Genomic DNA, 16,307 nt, shown 5'->3' on the forward strand with positions numbered 1-16,307 from the left:
ACTGTGCGATTCCCTCCCTTGGGAGGGTGTAGGGAGGGGTTTCTACGCTATTCCAACAATGTTCTATCAAAATCTTTCGGCAGTTCAATCGAAGAGTCGTCTTTCACAATCTCAATTATCATCCCTTCAATAGCCCGTAATGCATTAGGCAGATCATCTTTTACATCCGCCTCGGCGAACCTTAAAAATTTAACACCGAAGCTTTCTAATTTCGCTTGCCTGACATCATCCTTAATCAAAACATCCTCATAATTATGATACCGCCCATCTACTTCAATTGCCAGCATTAGTTCGTTGCAATAAAAGTCGACTATATAATTATCAATACAACGCTGACGATCAAAGTCGAAACCCAGTAGCTTATTTTCTTTTAATTCATTCCACAGGAGAACCTCGCCAAAAGTCATCTCTTTACGAAGTTTTCTGGCGATTGCTTTTAGTTTGGGGTTGTATGGGATGATTTTAACCATTTTTTTATCGTTTTTATGATAATTATTCGGGTCTTTTTAATTCCCTCCCTTGGGAGGGGTGCAGTGGGATTGCGCATTGGCAGGGAGGGGTTATACGCTATTCCAAACGGGTAAGTATATCGATGAAACCCCTCCCTACACCCTCCCAAGGGAGGGAATCGCACATTCCCTGCTTTTTTTCTTTTCTCTTCTTGTTTCTTACATCTCATCGTCTTGACTCTAATACCCTACACTTCCCCTTCCCGCTTCCTCAAAAACCATTCTGCGGACAGTAGCAGCAGGATCAACCCAAACAGCCATTTCAGATCTATCAAATCGCTGTAATGCTTATCTTCATAAACCACCGTTTTGATATTTTCGTTTTTGCGGATCAGATCAGCAAGCTGAGCAATTTGCGATAGTTTGATCATTTGCCCGCCGCTTTGTTTGGCCAGGGTGTTAAGCAAGGTATGATTAGCAGCGCTTTGACGGGTTTCGAGGTTAAGTGGTTGTATGGTGAATTGCCCGGTAGCTTTAAACTCCTGTTTGCCGTTTTGGGTTGATGCGTTGTAGGTGTATTCGCCTATGGGGAGGGTGCCTGCATCAAGTTGATAGCTTTGCCCGGTACGTGTAAACAGGAAGCTATAGTTTTTTCCGGCCGTGCTTTTCAGCTCTATCTTTACATCAGAGGTATTGATCAACTCAAGGGCTTCATTATATAATTCGGCATTAAGGATCACGTTTTCCCCTTCATCAAATACATTACGGGCCGGATAAACACGAAAACGCTGACGGTTTGCATTGGCAGTTAAATACTGTACAGTTTGGCTCAGCAATTCGTCAATAGCGTTGCGGTTACCATAGTTTTGATATTCGGCCAGTTGCCAGCGCCACAGACCTTCACCGGTTAATACGGCGATACGCCGGCCGGCCTCATCGCCAAAGGCCAGTAAAGGATAGGTAGTAGCTACAGTCCCAATCTTTTGTTTCAATAAAACTGAAGCACCGGTAGCGGTTCCGTAACTGCCGAACGGCGCTACTAATGGCGGAAGGCCGGTAATCTTTTTTCGCGCTGAATCGGAGAGGGTGAAAGCCGTAAAATCATTAGTTGGCAGGGGCATCACTTCCTGCGTTTCAGCACGGCCTGCGCTTATGCGTACCGTGTTTTGCTCACTGTTAACGGCCTGTAGGTTACTTTGTGAACCAACGATATACCAAACCGGTGTTTTGCTCTTAGCAATAAAGTTTTTCACCGGCGGATATTCGCCTGCCGAAAGCTGGTACAGGACCACCAGGCTATAATCTGCCGGTTTAATGCTTGAAGCATCAGCAAGTGAACTTGCCTTTACCTCAAAGTTCTTATTGGTTTCGATAGCCTGTTTAATCACCGTTAAATCGGGATGCGGACCGTTGTATAACAGCAGCACCTTTTGCCGGGCATCAAGCACCTCCACATAAATAGTTTCGGTATTGTTTTGGATGGACAGCTCGTTCTTAACAGGAGCAATGCTGATAGTATATTTTCTGATGCCTTTTTTAGCAGCGTTCAGCTTTATGGGGACGATCTTTTTAAAATCGTTCGCGGTTACCGCAATGCTTTGGGCGTACACCTGCTTACCATCTTCGGTAACCGACAGGTTCATACTTTCGCCCTTGCTTTGGTAAGCCGTGGCAAGCACTTCTATCACAAAATCGTTCCCTAAAAAGGCCGTTTTGTTATAATTCACGTTGCCGATGAGCAGGTCGCGCTTGGCTGTGGTATCGCCAAGGGCTATGGTGTAGATGCTGGTTTTGATATTCCTGGCCTCATACTGCGGATCATTACCCTGGTTGTATAAACCGTCAGTTGCCAATATCAGCGCGCCGATGTTTTGATTAGTGAACCTGTCGTTAAGTTGGTGCAACGCACCTGCTATATCGGTTTGCTTACCATTAATTTTTTTTGAAAGGCCGGAATGCAGGCCTTTATCAAAGTTAAATTCCTGCACATCATACTTGTCGCCAAGTTCCTGTTTTAGTTTAGCCAGATCATCGACAAAAGCAGATGAGTTAAAGCCTGCAGGTTTAAAAGTATTGATGGACGATGAATTATCCTGCGCAATAAGCACTAAAGGTTTTTGCTGCTCGTATTTAACCGTTTTTACCAGGGGAGATATGAGCAGTACCGCTATAAAAAACACGGTTACCGCCCGGATAGCGGCAAGGACATAGCGTAAGTTTTTACTTAGGTCAACTGGCTTGCGATACATGAGCCAGGCATATGCCAAGCCAAGCAATAAACCGGCAGGCAACCACCATCCCGAAACAGAACCCCATGTAAGTGAAAACATTTGTAGCTATAGTATCGTCAGGGCGCAGATCATCCGGCCCAATAAACATTACCTGCAAAATGCGAAATTATTGTGAAAGGAGGGGAATAAGTTTTAAACCTCACCCAACCCTCTCCAAAGGAGAGGGCTTAAAAGCTTTTTCAAGTCTCCCCTTTTGGGGGAGATTTAGAGGGGGTGCATTCTTACAACATACCACCATCAACAGGGATAACCTGTCCGGTGATGTAAGCGGCCATATCCGACGCAAGGAATACACAGGCATTGGCTACGTCCTCAGTTTCACCGGCGCGTTTAAGCGGAATACCTGCTGCCCAGCCTTCAACAACTTTAGGGTCGAGCACTTCGGTCATTTCGGTACGGATAAAACCTGGTGCAACCACGTTGGTACGGATGTTACGTGAGCCCAGTTCTTTAGCTACTGATTTAGAGAAACCAATGATCCCTGCTTTTGAGGCAGCATAGTTGGCCTGGCCGGCATTGCCCTGCACACCAACAACCGAGCTCATGTTAATGAATACACCTTTGCGGTTTTTCATCATGATTTTTGAGGCAGCCTTGGTAACATTAAATATCGATTTCAGGTTTACGTCAAGCACTTCGTCCCAGTTTTCTTCGGTCATGCGCATCAGCAAACCGTCTTTAGTGATACCGGCATTGTTGACAACAATATCAAGCGTACCGAAATCAGCAACAATATCGGTAATCAATTTATCAGCTTCATCAAATTTGGAAGCATCAGAACGGTAACCTTTTACTTTAGTGCCGAAACTTTGCAGCTCCTGCTCAAGGGCCTGGCCTTTTTCAACAGACGACAAATAAGTGAAAGCTACATTAGCGCCATGCTCGGCAAATTTTTCGGCAATCTTGCGGCCTATTCCTTTTGACGCGCCGGTAACCAACGCGGTTTTTCCTTCTAATAATTTCATAATTAAAGTATATGATTTCAGGGCGGTGAAGTTAGCAGTTTTTTGTTTCTGTTCATAGTTGATAGTTGTTCATGGTTGATGGTTCATAGATCATGGTAAAAATGCCTATACTCAAACTATGAATCATGATCTATCAACCATGAACCCAAAAAACTTACTTCAAATACTCCGCAGGTATCGGATTATCCTTCCGTTCGCCATCATAAAACCAGGCGAGGATCCAGAAACGGGTGCCATCGTTAAATAGTTCAATACTGTTGATGCCGCGTTCGGTTACCGGCCCATCAGCTGTGTTGCGCGATTCGTAGGTGCTCCATACGTGGTAAATACCGCCAAATTTTTCAACCCGCCGGGCAATCTCCCGCTCATCAAAACCATTTTTTGACAATGATGGGTCGGCCAGTTTGTGGTATTCCTTCAGCGTCATATAGCTAAACTGCTGTTTGCCTTGCTTATCGGTATAGCCTGCACCAACATGAGCATTGGCAATATGCAGCAGGCTGTCGCGCTCATAGCTTACCTTTTCGCCTTTCTTAACCGAGACCACATCGTAATAAGCTTTCATGATGCCATCAAGCGTGCTTACGTTATCTCCGTATTTGGTAATAACCTGCGAATGCGCGGGAAAAGTGATAGCAATGGTAATTATAGCGATAAGCAGCGGCAGGATATTCTTTTTCATGGTGATCGGAGTTTATTAACAGTCAGATTTTGATTGAATTAACGAAAAATATCCGGGATATTATAAGGTAAAATAACCTAATGCGTCGACTTACCCGGGCATGGCTTAGAAGAAGCATTTTAAAATCCCCTCTTGAGAGGGGGCGCGATGGGTCGAGCGGTAGCAGGGGTGTGTTTGTAAGTTTATCAAAGCAGAAACACACCCCTCCACCCCTCTCGAGAGGGGAATCGCACATCCCAATGCTATAAAAAAGCATCATTCAAACATGGACGTTTGAACCTGCTTTTTCAATTAAAAAGTAGTATTTAGCGACACTCCATAGGTCCGCGGGTTGCCTAAGTGTGTCGCGCCGAAATCATAGGCATAATCAATGTATTTTTTGTTGGCGATATTGCTTTCCCAAAAGAACAACCCAAACCTTTTGGTGCTTACACCTACCCTCGCGTTGAACTTGCTGTAGCCTTTTTGTTCTATCTGGTTAGCGAGGTCAAAATACTGATCGCCAAGATAGCGCCACTCGCCGCGGGCAATCAATTTGGTTTTCAGCGCACCGCCCAAATCATAGCCATATTGTAAGGCCAGCATACTGGTAATGTTCGGTGTATAAATTTGCTTGTTGCCCTTCAAATTCACCTCTTCGCCATTGTTGCCTACAACCAACGTAGTATAACGGGCGTGGGTATAACCAAAGTTGTAATCAAACTCCAGGCCTTTAATTGGGGTAGCGTTAATTTCGGCCTCTATACCTTTGCTGCTTAACTTGCCTGCGTTTTTGGTAATGGTAATAGCATCAGGCAATACCAGGGTTGGTACCTGGGCATCGGTAACGCGGGTATAAAATGCGGTTACGTTTACACGGAGGCGGTTATCTAAAAAGTCGTTTTTTGATCCTACTTCAAAATTATTACTGTACTCGGGCTTGAAAGAATAAAGCGGCGGAGACGAAGGATCAGAACCCAGTTCGGTAATGCCTCCCGCGCGGAAACCGCGGCTGTACGTAGCAAACAAATTACTGTGTGCCGATACATGGTAAGCCAAACTCACTTTAGGCGTAAAGGCTTTGTAATGTGCCGTTGACGAAGTATCCGAACGGGTAACCACCGGTTCGCCGCCATTTGGCAGAAACTCGCCCATTACGTTTTCTTTTTTATGCTCGTAGTCATAACGCAAACCCGCGGTGATGTCAAACTGCTCATTCACGGCATAAGTAGCCTGCCCGTAAACAGCTATGCCATAGTTCCTGTCGGTATTGGTATTGATACTGGTAAAATCCGTCATCGGCGAGCCAACAGCGCCGGCATCGTCACCAAAGTAAGTGCCCTGCCTGTTTGGCGCATAGTGATAAAAGCCATAAGTCCCGGCTGCCCATTTCAATTTTGAGGCAGATGAAGCCGGCGAAGTAAAGCGGAACTCCTGGATGGTGGTTTTTACTTTATTCCATTTGCCGCCATAGTTGTTTACGATAGATACGGCGTCGATAGGGGAAAAATCGCCATCGATAGGTGTGGTATAATAGCGGTTGTTTACCTGGTAAGATGTTTGCGAAGTAAAATTAAAATCACTACCGCTGTAATTAGCCGTTAATGATGACTGGAAAGTATTATCAACCATTTTAGTCGTAGCGTTCTGGTTAACCTCAAAAGGACGACTTAGAGCATCATCGGGCGAACCGGCTAAAGTGAATGCGCCGTTGTTGCGGTTGTTGTAGTTTTTTACATTCAGGGTGAAAGCGAGCTTTGAAGTAGCCAAAAACTTTAGGTAATAGTTACCTAAAAAGTAATGTTGTTTATCAAAATGGGTATTATTAAAGGTGTTGGTATAAAAACCATTAAAGCCTGAATAAATTCCAGCTACGCCTAAATACAATTTACCTTTTACTAATGGGGCCTTGATGCCCAATGTATAGCGCTGTTGATTGTAATTACCCACATCAACACCGGCAAAACCGCTCAGGGTGTTTGATGGCTGCCTGGTGATCACATTGATAACGCCGCCTGTAGCATTACGGCCGTAAAGCGTTCCCTGCGGGCCGCGAAGCACTTCTATCCTATCCACATCCAGCAATTGGGGGATATAGGTATCCAGTCCGTATTGGTTTACACCATCAACGTAAGTAGCCACAGCCGGATCGTATGATGTGGTAACAATCCCGCGGATGCCGGTAACGGTACGGCCATCGCCGGGAGCACCTGAGTTTAAGTTAGGTACAATGGCGGTGAGGTCTTTCAGGTCCCAAAGCCTGTAATCCTGTATTTGTTTGGCCGAGAGCGTTGAAATGCTGAATGGTACACGTTGTGCCTGCTCTTCGGTTTTTTGGGCAGATACCGTAACCTCATCCAACTGGTTGCTGGCATCATTCAACTGAATTGTTATTGGGCGACTGGTACCGATTATAATTACCGGGATATTTTTAGCCGCATAACCAACAGCGCTGATATGCAGGGTATATTTCCCGGCAGTTATGCTTTTTAAAATAAATTTTCCGCTTCTGTCGGCACTGGTTTGGTAATTGGTATTGAGCAAATACACCGTAGCGCCCGCGATAGGCTGGTTCTTGCTATCGGTAACGGTGCCCGAAAAATCGCCCCTGGTTTGGCTCCGGGCCGATAGTGCAATAACAACAAATAATAAAGTAAATAATTTACGCATAAAACAGGTATAAATGTGTACAGATCACACATTGTAATCGATTGTCAATATTAGCAAATGACAAACAATTAACGGTCATAACTACATAAATATTACCATTTTTTAATGGCTCTAAGTGTTGGCGAAAAATAAATTCTTATGAGTAATAATTTCTAAATTCGCTTAAACCTCAAACTACAACCTTAACAAACGGTATTAAAAAAATGAATTGGGAACTATTCTTCTACGGTATTTTCTCTTTAGCAATTGCATATTTATTTTACAGAATTTTTGTTAAAGGGAAGGACCCGTATTATGAAGACATGGGTGGGAAAATTTTAAAAATCAGCTACATTAAAAGTTGGGGTTTAGTCATTACAGCTATTATAACAGGAATATTACTGATTTTTCAATCCATATCAGCTTAAATATCAAATAACCTATCAATTACTGCCGCAAGTCCTCCCTGTTTGTGGCGCGTCTTCAAGTGTGAAACACATTTCAACTGCACCCTCCAAAAGCTGATGCCCGGGATAGTTCATCGAACTTGACCAATGAAAAACATCAAATCATATAAATCAAAAAAGGCCGCATCACCATGTGATACAGCCTCTCCATATTTTCCAAGCAAAGAGCCTTTCGGCTTTCTCCTTTATTGTTTAACCTTAAAAAGATTAATAACGGTAATATTCCGGTTTAAACGGACCTTCAACCGTTACGCCGATGTACTCAGCCTGATCCTGGTCAAGTACTTCCAGCTCAACACCAATTTTTGCAAGATGCAGGCGGGCTACTTTTTCGTCCAGGTGTTTTGGCAGGGTGTAAACTTTGTTTTCGTAAGCCGCGCCATTTGTCCAAAGCTCTAATTGAGCTAAAGTTTGGTTGGTGAACGAGTTACTCATTACAAAGCTTGGGTGACCGGTAGCGCAACCTAAGTTAACCAAACGGCCTTCGGCTAATATAATAACGTCTTTGCCTTCAATGGTATATTTATCAACCTGTGGCTTAATTTCCACTTTGGTATTGCCATAAGCACCGTTTAACCAGGCCATGTCAATCTCGTTATCAAAGTGACCAATGTTACAAACGATTGCTTTATCTTTCAACGCACGGAAGTGCTGCTTGCGAACAATGTTCTTGTTGCCTGTAGCAGTAACCACGATATCAGCTTCAGTGATAGCAGTGCTTAGTTTTTTAACTTCAAAACCTTCCATTGCAGCCTGTAAAGCACAGATCGGGTCGATCTCGGTAACAATAACACGTACGCCGGAATTGCGTAAAGAATCGGCCGAACCTTTACCAACATCGCCATAACCGCAAACAACGGCCACTTTACCGGCCATCATCACGTCGGTAGCGCGACGGATAGCGTCAACCAATGATTCGCGGCAACCGTATTTGTTATCAAATTTTGATTTGGTAACCGAATCGTTAACGTTAATAGCAGGCATTGGCAGGGTTCCTGCTTTCATGCGCTCATATAAACGGTGTACGCCGGTGGTAGTTTCTTCTGATAAGCCTTTGATAGCAGCAACCAGCTCAGGGTATTTATCCAATACCATGTTGGTTAAATCACCGCCATCATCAAGGATCATGTTAAGCGGCTGGCGGTCTTCGCCAAAAAATAAAGTTTGTTCAATGCACCAGTCAAATTCTTCGGCATTCATGCCTTTCCAGGCGTAAACAGAAATGCCGGCGGCAGCAATAGCAGCAGCAGCATGATCCTGGGTTGAGAATATATTACATGATGACCAGGTAACTTCGGCACCAAGGGCAATCAGGGTTTCAATTAAAACAGCGGTTTGGATGGTCATGTGCAAACAACCGGCAATCCTTGCGCCTTTAAGCGGCTGGCTTGGCCCGTACTCTTTACGTAAAGCCATTAAGCCGGGCATCTCAGCCTCAGCCAGTTCAATTTCCTTCCGGCCCCACTCTGCCAGCGACAGATCTTTTACTTTGTATTTAACGAATGCAGTTTCTACTGATGACATATCGATTTTATTTTGAGAGTGCAAAGTTAACTGATATCCTTGTGAAAATGAAATGTTTGGTTCACGCGCTTCGAGGATGTCCGATAAATGAGCCTGCGGCTTAAAAAGCTAACCGATATTAATTTTCCAACTCTTTCAATATCCGCTCTAACAATAACGGATCAATTCGAAAATTGGTTGACTTAATCAATTCAAAATAGGGCCTCAATGACGGAATTTTATTTTGTTGTTTAGCTGCGATCAAAACACCCAGGGTACCTGTGAATTTGATATTAAGCTGACTTGCAAGTCGCCTGCCTTTAAAATCATCTACAATAAGTAAAGTATCCGGTATTTCTTGTGCTAAAGCTATAGCGCTTGCTTCCCCTATATCAACCTGCAAACAGTAAACAGCAATTAATTGCGAATTTCTTACAGTCATTACCTGTATCCATTCGGGTAAGGGCTTTTTAAATTCAGCTGCAACTTCAGGCGTGGTTATGATATGATTATAAACGGATTGGAGAATATGCAGCGCCTGGATATTATCTAATAAAATCAAACAACTGGTATCGGTGATAACGGCGTATTCAACCATTGATCCGGGCTACATCCGCCAATATATCTTCGTAGTTGTATTGTATATAGTTAACGTTAAATTCAGCTAATACTGCCGGAAAATCAACCTTCTCCATTCCACACATTTCAGCAGCCTGCCCTAACGATAATTTACCAGCTTCATATAACTTGGCGGCAAGAAAACGCACAGTTTCATCATGCTCTTTTTCAAGTGCATCAGGCACATTTAATGTCATCGTAGTCATAATATAAAGATACGTATTTCTGTATCAAAACAAAAACAAGGGACTTATGCCTGCAACTGCTTTTGCACCTCTCCCTGCTGCATAGTCAGGTTACCATTGTAAACCCCGCCATTTTCAACGGCCAGGTTCTGTGTTTTGATGTCGCCGGTTATACGGCCTGTAGCTTTTATTTCAAGCGAGGAGGTATTAATATCACCCCTTACAGTGCCGTAAACAAAGATCTCTTTAGTACTTATATTGCCCTTAACCTCCCCCTTTTCGCCCAGGATCAGGCCCTCATCAACCATTACATCGCCGTTAACCAGTCCGTCGATCCGTACAAAAGCCGGGGCTTTCAGGTTACCCTCTAATACACTGCCTTCGCTAATGAGGGTCGAGATTGCCTGTAAATCAAGTGCAACCTTATCTTTTTTAGAAAAAATAGCCATGTTTTTAAAGTCTTAACTTCTAAGTCCGAAGCCGATAGTTTCTAAATCTGCATCATAATAATCCATGGTCAACTTCCGACTCAGGATTTAAGACTTTCGATTTAACAAACTTCCTGCTTAGAACTTATTTATTCAGGGTTAAAAAATTTACCGGGTTAACCGGCTTCCCGTTTTTACGTACTTCATAGTGCAGGTGTGTACCTGTGGAGTGCCCGGTTGAACCTACCTTGCCTATGTTATCACCAACGGTAACCTGCTGCCCTACCTTCACTTCAATTTTCGAAAGATGACCGTACAAGGTTTCCAGGTTGTTAATATGCTGAATCCTGACACATTTACCATAACCACCGGCCCATCCCGCAAAAACAACTTTGCCGCTGGCTGTACATTTTACTGCATCGCCCCGGTTACCTTTAAAATCAATACCAGGGTGAAACTCGGCATGCTCCGAATCAAAAGGGTCGCTCCTGTAACCAAAAAATGAGGTAAACGAGCTGATCCTCGGGTAGCCCATCGGGGTAAACGCAATGGTGCTTGTTAAATGTTTAAGGTAATCGTCATACAGGCTGTAAGCTTCGGTATCGGGTAGCTTTACCCCTTCCCTGTTGCCATCGCCCCCGGTACCCTTTACAGTAAAACCTTTAAGGCCGCGCCTTTTTAAATACTCATTTATAGTTTTAAGTTTAACCTCGATAGATTGAATGTACGACTGGGTAGTACCCTGCGTATTTACCTCTGCTTTAACAACCGGCATGGTGCCTTTAAGTTTAGCTATCTGCGCCTGTAACTGTTGGTTTTCGGCCTCCTGCACAGCGCTTTTGTGATGCAGGTAAAACACCAAGCCACCAAGTACGGCAACAACAGCAGCTATGCTCCACGCGTAGTGTTTAAGCCTGTTAAGGTGCTTGGTTTTTATTTGTAATGATTTTGTATGCTGTTGATTTTTGTTGATGATAACAACAGTGCTAATATCAGGTGTTTTAAGTTTCATCAAATTCAAAATAAATTAGGGGTATGCAAGTTAAAAATTACTGTTAATAAAACAATATTAAATGTATGTAAACAGGTTATCAATGAAATAGCCTTCTACGTTAATCGTCAACCAATTGTTATTATTGAGTTTTTATAAACGTAAACCAAGTATCATTTCTTATTTTTGTAACACTGATTTTATTGTAAAGCAAAAAAAAATGATGTATCCGGAATATTTAGTAGCCCCGATGCGGGAAGATCTGACCAGGGTTGGTTTTGAAGAATTAAAAGATGCCGATGCTGTAAAAAACGCTATTGAAAGCGAAGGTACAGTATTTGTAATGGTTAACTCGGTATGTGGCTGTGCTGCGGCAAACGCGCGCCCGGCTGCTAAAATTGCCGCCGCAAACGGCAAACATCCTGATAAACTGGTAACCGTTTTTGCAGGCATGGAAAAAGAAGCTGTTGATACCGCGCGTAACTATATGCTGCCTTACCCGCCATCGTCACCTGCCATGGCGCTGTTTAAAGATGGCAAGCTGGTGCATATGATTGAGCGCTACCAGATAGAAGGCCGCCCGGCACAAATGATTGCCGATAACCTGATTGACGCGTTTGAACAATACTGCTAATTGAGCTGAAGGCCGAAGGCTTAAAGCAGAAAGCTAAAAAACATAAAAGAGCTGAGGGAAAATCCTTCAGCTTTTTTTGTTTTCAAAATCCGAAATCGAAAATTCGATATCCGAAATCAAATTGATGTCATTCTGCTTTATTTATCGTCGTCGTTTTTGTCCTCATCCTCTTCATCATCGTCAAAATCATTGAAGCTGCCCATGTCTTCGTCATCCTCGTTAAATTCTCCAAAAAAGCGGTCTTCATCAAACATCAGCTCTTCCATCTTTTCCTGTTCGGGCGTACTGGTATCAAAGCGGATGGCCCAATTGTCGGGGATATCATAGCTTTTATCAAATCCCCTGATCCATTCTACAAAAACCAGGCGAAACTCCTCTACCTTTTCCCTCATCAACTGTACATAGTCCTCTTCATTAATTTTTACCATTGATGCAAAAGATACGGCATTAAACATATCCTGTACCGCAAGTTTAATGAGCACAGCATTTTGCATCCGCAGCGAATACAGGCTACCACCTTCGGCGCCGGCAATTTTTGCCTGGATAAGAGCGGCATTACTGCACATCTGTATGGCCAGATGTTCTTTCATGCTGTCTTCCTTTAATGATTCGGCAATTACATCCGCCAGGTCAAATAATTCCTGCGATTTTTGGTATACCGGGAGCTTTTCAAACTTTTCGAGTCTACGGGCCATGGGGTAAATTTACTACTTATAACACAAGTAGCCTCATATATAGTATTAAAGGCTTATTAAAAAAACTATCTTTGCCGCATGAACATTCTGATCCTTGGTTCGGGCGGAAGGGAAAGTGCCTTCGCCTGGAAAGTAGCCCAAAGCGCTCATTGCGACAAACTTTTTATTGCTCCCGGCAATGCCGGCACCACCCAATACGGTACAAACGTAAATATTAAAGTTACCGACTTTGAAGGCATTAAAGCACTTGTTTTAAAAGAGGATATCAACCTGGTATTGGTTGGCCCCGAAGAGCCCCTGGTAAAAGGCGTTCATGATTTTTTCCTGGCCGATGAGCAATTGAAAAACATCCCGGTTGTTGGTCCGCAGCAGGAAGGCGCACAATTGGAAGGCAGTAAAGATTTCTCCAAGCAGTTTATGGAAAGACATAACATCCCTACTGCTGCTTACAGAACTTTCACCAAAGATACCCTGCAGGATGGTCTTACTTATTTGGCTACTGCCGGTTTACCTGTGGTATTGAAAGCCGATGGACTTGCAGCCGGTAAAGGAGTACTGATTTGCCTTACTTTAGAGGAAGCCCAAACCGAACTTACTGCTATGCTGGCCGATGCTAAATTTGGCGAAGCGAGCTCACGTGTGGTTGTTGAACAATTTTTAACAGGCATTGAGCTCTCGGTTTTTGTGATGACCGATGGTAACAGCTATAAAATTTTACCCGAGGCTAAAGACTATAAACGTATTGGCGAAGGGGATACCGGCTTAAATACCGGTGGTATGGGCTCTATCTCTCCCGTTCCATTTGCCGATGCTGCCTATATGAAAAAGGTAGAGGAGCGCGTGATCACCCCTACCATTGAAGGTTTGAAGAAAGATGGCATCCCTTATAAAGGTTTTATTTTTATTGGCTTGATGAACAGCAATGGTGAACCCTGGGTTATTGAATACAACTGCCGTATGGGCGATCCGGAAACGGAAAGTGTGATGCGCCGTATAGATTCGGACTTTGTTGATTTGCTGTTAGGCGTTGCCGAAGGGAACCTGAACGAAAAAGAGATCATCATCAGCCCTAAAACAGCGGCCACCGTAGTCATGGTTGCGGGCGGTTACCCAGGCGAATACCTGAAAAACAAGGTGATTACCGGTACCGAAAACGTGCGCGACTCGATCGTGTTCCACGCAGGCACTTCAATGGATGGCAATGATGTAATAACCACAGGCGGCCGTGTATTAGCTATTACTACCGTACAGGATAATATGTTCAGCGCCCTGCAACAGGCTACTGCCGATGCAAGCCGGATTTATTATGATGGCATGTACTTTAGGAAAGATATTGGCTTTGACCTTCTTTAAGAGGTCATTGGGGCATTAGTCATTAAGTCATTTTTCTTTGCAACTCGAAAACTTCCGGAGCTTCTGAACCATGATTTTTAGGATTTATGGATTCTCAGGATGCATGGTGAATCGTCAAACTTAAAGTCCCCTGAGAATCTCTCTGCGAGAGGTTCTCAGGGGACTTTAAAAATCTTTAAATCCGGTAAATCAGCTTAATCCCGGTTCAGATAATTACTCCTGCACCGCGTCAATCCAATTGCCGTCGCCTTTAATAATATTGATAAGCTCATCAAGCGCATTGGCCGAACTGATGTTTTTCTTTACCGCTTCTTTACCACGGTAAAGGGTAATTTTATCAGTACCAGAGCCTACGTAACCGTAATCGGCATCAGCCATTTCACCGGGACCATTTACAATACAGCCCATGATGCCAATCTTTAACCCTTTAAGGTGACTGGTACGACTGCGGATCATTTGGGTAGTAACCATCAGATCGAACAAGGTACGCCCACAGCTTGGGCAAGAGATATATTCCGTTTTAGAAATCCTTGACCGGGTAGCCTGCAAAATACCAAAAGAAGTAGAAGTAATTACACTTGTAGGCAATTCAGGTGCATCTATCCAGATACCATCGCCAAAACCATCAACTAATAAAGCGCCGAGGTCAGTAGAGGCGTAGAGTTGGAGAAGAGTTTGTCCATGGTCCATGGTCCATGGACTATGGACTTTCTCACTTTCGGACTTTCCGACTTCCGGACTTTCCGACTCAAAAACATAGCTTCTCTTCACAATCACGGGCACATCAAGTCCCAGTTCCTCCATTTTAAAAAAGAAGGAGCGTTGCTCGGCCATGCCGTGTAAAGCATCTGTTTCAAGTACCAACACCAGCGACTTATCAAGTTGAATTGATCCGAAATCTTCCGAATCAATATCAGCAGGTTTTAAATGTACAAGGTTCAGTTTTGATGAACGATCGACATCGCCAATATATTCCTGTAAAGTAAATACCGGGTGGCAGTTGGTTTTATCGGCCAGTTTAAGCCAGGTATTATAATTATATAGTTGTTTTAAGTTGCCCGGTAAGGTAAATGAAGGCAATTCATCGGCCAGGTAAACAAAATCAACCGATTGCTCGGCCATGTTATACTTATCCAGCAAAGGCGAGTACAGGTAGCCCGCCTCGTTCAATACCGCCGGGTCTTTCAGGTTCTTTTTAGATAGGTCGACAACAACCCGCGGCACCAAATGCCCGCCTATGAAAGCGTTGGCCTCGTAGGTTTCACGTTTTTTATATTCGTAGGGGTTGTGTTTTGAAGGTAAAAGGTCAAAGGTTAAAGGCGAAAGGTTTTTAACTTCCGTAGCTACCTTTTGCCTTTCACCTTTCGCCTTTTCCCTCATAGTGTAACGTCGAACCAGCTCAATAGCGACCGGTGCTTCCGCTTCGGGCTCTTCGGTGAGGGACACGCGAACAGTATCACCGAGGCCATCCTCCAATAGTGTACCAATACCTACGGCAGACTTGATCCGGCCGTCTTCACCATCACCTGCTTCGGTTACGCCAAGGTGCAGCGGATAATTCATTCCTTCGGCAACCATGGTTTCAACCAACAGGCGGTATGCCTGTACCATTACCTGCGGATTGCTCGACTTCATGGAGATCACGAGGTTATAAAAATTCAACTGCTCGCACATCCGCATAAACTCCATGGCCGATTCAACCATGCCCTGCGGGGTATCGCCGTAGCGGCTCATGATCCTGTCGCTCAGCGAACCGTGGTTGGTGCCAATGCGCATAGCGGTGCCATATTCCTTACAAACTTTTACAAGCGGTGTAAATTTCTGGAAGATGCGTTCCAATTCGCCCTGGTACTCCAGGTCGGTATAATCAATCTGGTCGAATTTTTTTTTATCGGCGTAATTGCCGGGGTTTACGCGTACTTTTTCAACTATACGGGCAGCCACCTCGGCAGCATTTGGGGTAAAGTGGATATCTGCAACCAAAGGCACCGTGTAGCCACGGGCGCGAAGCTGCTTTTTAATTTCGGCCAGGTTTTGGGCCTCTTTGATGCTGGGGGCTGTAATGCGCACGTATTCGCAACCGGCATCAACCATGCGGATGGATTGCTCAACCGTACCAATGGTATCCATGGTATCAGTAGTAGTCATGCTTTGGATCCGGATTGGATTATTCCCGCCCATAGGCACGTCGCCAATATTAACCTCGCGGGTAACAAAGCGTGAATATTCGGTTAACGAGTTACAATAACGGCCGGGCAGCACTTTAACAGCATCAGTATTCATCAATGATGGAAATTAATATAATGCAAATTTAGTGAATATGTTGGGATTAGGCTACCTGTGCATGAAGGATAAATTATTGTGCAGCCAATAGTCTCAAACTGAATTTATATATCTTAGCCGGGTAGAACCTTAAAA

General features: G+C 44.0%; 14 protein-coding genes. 2 read left to right on the plus strand and 12 right to left on the minus strand.

All coding sequences use genetic code 11. The features are described from left to right. Positions 1 to 47: 47 nt before the first annotated feature. The 10 genes from BLP33_RS13275 to BLP33_RS13325 all read right to left on the minus strand — a co-directional run bounded on the left by BLP33_RS13275 (position 48) and on the right by BLP33_RS13325 (position 11,228). Positions 48 to 470 (minus strand): endonuclease domain-containing protein, encoded by a 423-nt coding sequence (locus BLP33_RS13275; protein WP_090529000.1) that lies wholly within the window; start codon positions 468 to 470, stop codon positions 48 to 50. 227 nt (positions 471 to 697) lie between these two features. Beyond that, positions 698 to 2,779: a vWA domain-containing protein gene (locus tag BLP33_RS13280; protein ID WP_139159986.1), complete on the minus strand. Its 2,082-nt coding sequence runs from the start codon at positions 2,777 to 2,779 to the stop codon at positions 698 to 700. 182 nt (positions 2,780 to 2,961) lie between these two features. Beyond that, on the minus strand, positions 2,962 to 3,705 hold the full coding sequence (gene fabG / locus BLP33_RS13285) for a 3-oxoacyl-[acyl-carrier-protein] reductase (protein WP_090529006.1): 744 nt from the start codon (positions 3,703 to 3,705) through the stop codon (positions 2,962 to 2,964). Positions 3,706 to 3,859: 154 nt separating this feature from the next. Next, complete coding sequence (locus tag BLP33_RS13290) at positions 3,860 to 4,387, minus strand: hypothetical protein (protein WP_090529009.1); 528 nt, start codon at positions 4,385 to 4,387, stop codon at positions 3,860 to 3,862. 291 nt (positions 4,388 to 4,678) lie between these two features. Next, complete coding sequence (locus BLP33_RS13295; protein ID WP_090529012.1) at positions 4,679 to 7,036, minus strand: TonB-dependent receptor; 2,358 nt, start codon at positions 7,034 to 7,036, stop codon at positions 4,679 to 4,681. A gap of 653 nt (positions 7,037 to 7,689) precedes the next feature. Continuing rightward, positions 7,690 to 9,006, minus strand: a complete 1,317-nt coding sequence (gene ahcY, locus BLP33_RS13305; RefSeq protein ID WP_090529017.1) for an adenosylhomocysteinase — start codon at positions 9,004 to 9,006, stop codon at positions 7,690 to 7,692. Positions 9,007 to 9,124: 118 nt separating this feature from the next. Further along, a complete protein-coding gene (locus BLP33_RS13310; RefSeq protein WP_090529020.1) occupies positions 9,125 to 9,583 on the minus strand; it encodes a PIN domain-containing protein in 459 nt (152 codons plus the stop codon). Continuing rightward, a complete protein-coding gene (locus BLP33_RS13315) occupies positions 9,576 to 9,809 on the minus strand; it encodes a UPF0175 family protein (RefSeq protein ID WP_090529023.1) in 234 nt (77 codons plus the stop codon). The genes BLP33_RS13310 and BLP33_RS13315 overlap by 8 nt, the downstream gene beginning before the upstream one ends. A 44-nt stretch (positions 9,810 to 9,853) precedes the next feature. After that, complete coding sequence (locus tag BLP33_RS13320) at positions 9,854 to 10,237, minus strand: bactofilin family protein (RefSeq protein ID WP_090529026.1); 384 nt, start codon at positions 10,235 to 10,237, stop codon at positions 9,854 to 9,856. 124 nt (positions 10,238 to 10,361) lie between these two features. Next, complete coding sequence (locus tag BLP33_RS13325) at positions 10,362 to 11,228, minus strand: M23 family metallopeptidase (RefSeq protein WP_090529029.1); 867 nt, start codon at positions 11,226 to 11,228, stop codon at positions 10,362 to 10,364. A 202-nt stretch (positions 11,229 to 11,430) separates the two neighbouring features. Between BLP33_RS13325 and BLP33_RS13330 the strand changes: the two genes are divergently transcribed. After that, complete coding sequence (locus BLP33_RS13330; protein WP_090529680.1) at positions 11,431 to 11,841, plus strand: BrxA/BrxB family bacilliredoxin; 411 nt, start codon at positions 11,431 to 11,433, stop codon at positions 11,839 to 11,841. Positions 11,842 to 11,978: 137 nt separating this feature from the next. Here the strand turns inward: BLP33_RS13330 and BLP33_RS13335 are convergent, their stop codons facing one another. After that, a complete protein-coding gene (locus BLP33_RS13335; RefSeq protein ID WP_090529033.1) occupies positions 11,979 to 12,536 on the minus strand; it encodes a hypothetical protein in 558 nt (185 codons plus the stop codon). Positions 12,537 to 12,614: 78 nt separating this feature from the next. On the opposite strand from BLP33_RS13335, the gene purD reads away from it, so the two are divergent. Further along, positions 12,615 to 13,889: a phosphoribosylamine--glycine ligase gene (gene purD / locus BLP33_RS13340; RefSeq protein WP_090529037.1), complete on the plus strand. Its 1,275-nt coding sequence runs from the start codon at positions 12,615 to 12,617 to the stop codon at positions 13,887 to 13,889. A gap of 213 nt (positions 13,890 to 14,102) precedes the next feature. Here the strand turns inward: purD and ispG are convergent, their stop codons facing one another. Beyond that, positions 14,103 to 16,172, minus strand: a complete 2,070-nt coding sequence (gene ispG / locus BLP33_RS13345; RefSeq protein WP_090529041.1) for a (E)-4-hydroxy-3-methylbut-2-enyl-diphosphate synthase — start codon at positions 16,170 to 16,172, stop codon at positions 14,103 to 14,105. Positions 16,173 to 16,307: the final 135 nt, after the last annotated feature.

The organism is Mucilaginibacter sp. NFR10 (assembly GCF_900100445.1).
Lineage (GTDB): Bacteria > Bacteroidota > Bacteroidia > Sphingobacteriales > Sphingobacteriaceae > Mucilaginibacter > Mucilaginibacter rubeus.

Excerpts from the sequence above, each read along its gene's own strand:
- BLP33_RS13335 (WP_090529033.1), bottom strand. The coding sequence starts at position 12,536 with ATGGCCCGTAGACTCGAAAAGTTTGAAAAGCTCCCGGTATACCAAAAA.
- BLP33_RS13310 (WP_090529020.1), bottom strand. The coding sequence starts at position 9,583 with ATGGTTGAATACGCCGTTATCACCGATACCAGTTGTTTGATTTTATTA.
- BLP33_RS13275 (WP_090529000.1), bottom strand. The coding sequence starts at position 470 with ATGGTTAAAATCATCCCATACAACCCCAAACTAAAAGCAATCGCCAGA.
- ahcY (WP_090529017.1), bottom strand. The coding sequence starts at position 9,006 with ATGTCATCAGTAGAAACTGCATTCGTTAAATACAAAGTAAAAGATCTG.
- ispG (WP_090529041.1), bottom strand. The coding sequence starts at position 16,172 with ATGAATACTGATGCTGTTAAAGTGCTGCCCGGCCGTTATTGTAACTCG.
- BLP33_RS13325 (WP_090529029.1), bottom strand. The coding sequence starts at position 11,228 with ATGAAACTTAAAACACCTGATATTAGCACTGTTGTTATCATCAACAAA.
- BLP33_RS13295 (WP_090529012.1), bottom strand. The coding sequence starts at position 7,036 with ATGCGTAAATTATTTACTTTATTATTTGTTGTTATTGCACTATCGGCC.
- BLP33_RS13315 (WP_090529023.1), bottom strand. The coding sequence starts at position 9,809 with ATGACTACGATGACATTAAATGTGCCTGATGCACTTGAAAAAGAGCAT.
- BLP33_RS13290 (WP_090529009.1), bottom strand. The coding sequence starts at position 4,387 with ATGAAAAAGAATATCCTGCCGCTGCTTATCGCTATAATTACCATTGCT.
- purD (WP_090529037.1), top strand. The coding sequence starts at position 12,615 with ATGAACATTCTGATCCTTGGTTCGGGCGGAAGGGAAAGTGCCTTCGCC.
- fabG (WP_090529006.1), bottom strand. The coding sequence starts at position 3,705 with ATGAAATTATTAGAAGGAAAAACCGCGTTGGTTACCGGCGCGTCAAAA.
- BLP33_RS13280 (WP_139159986.1), bottom strand. The coding sequence starts at position 2,779 with ATGTTTTCACTTACATGGGGTTCTGTTTCGGGATGGTGGTTGCCTGCC.
- BLP33_RS13330 (WP_090529680.1), top strand. The coding sequence starts at position 11,431 with ATGTATCCGGAATATTTAGTAGCCCCGATGCGGGAAGATCTGACCAGG.
- BLP33_RS13320 (WP_090529026.1), bottom strand. The coding sequence starts at position 10,237 with ATGGCTATTTTTTCTAAAAAAGATAAGGTTGCACTTGATTTACAGGCA.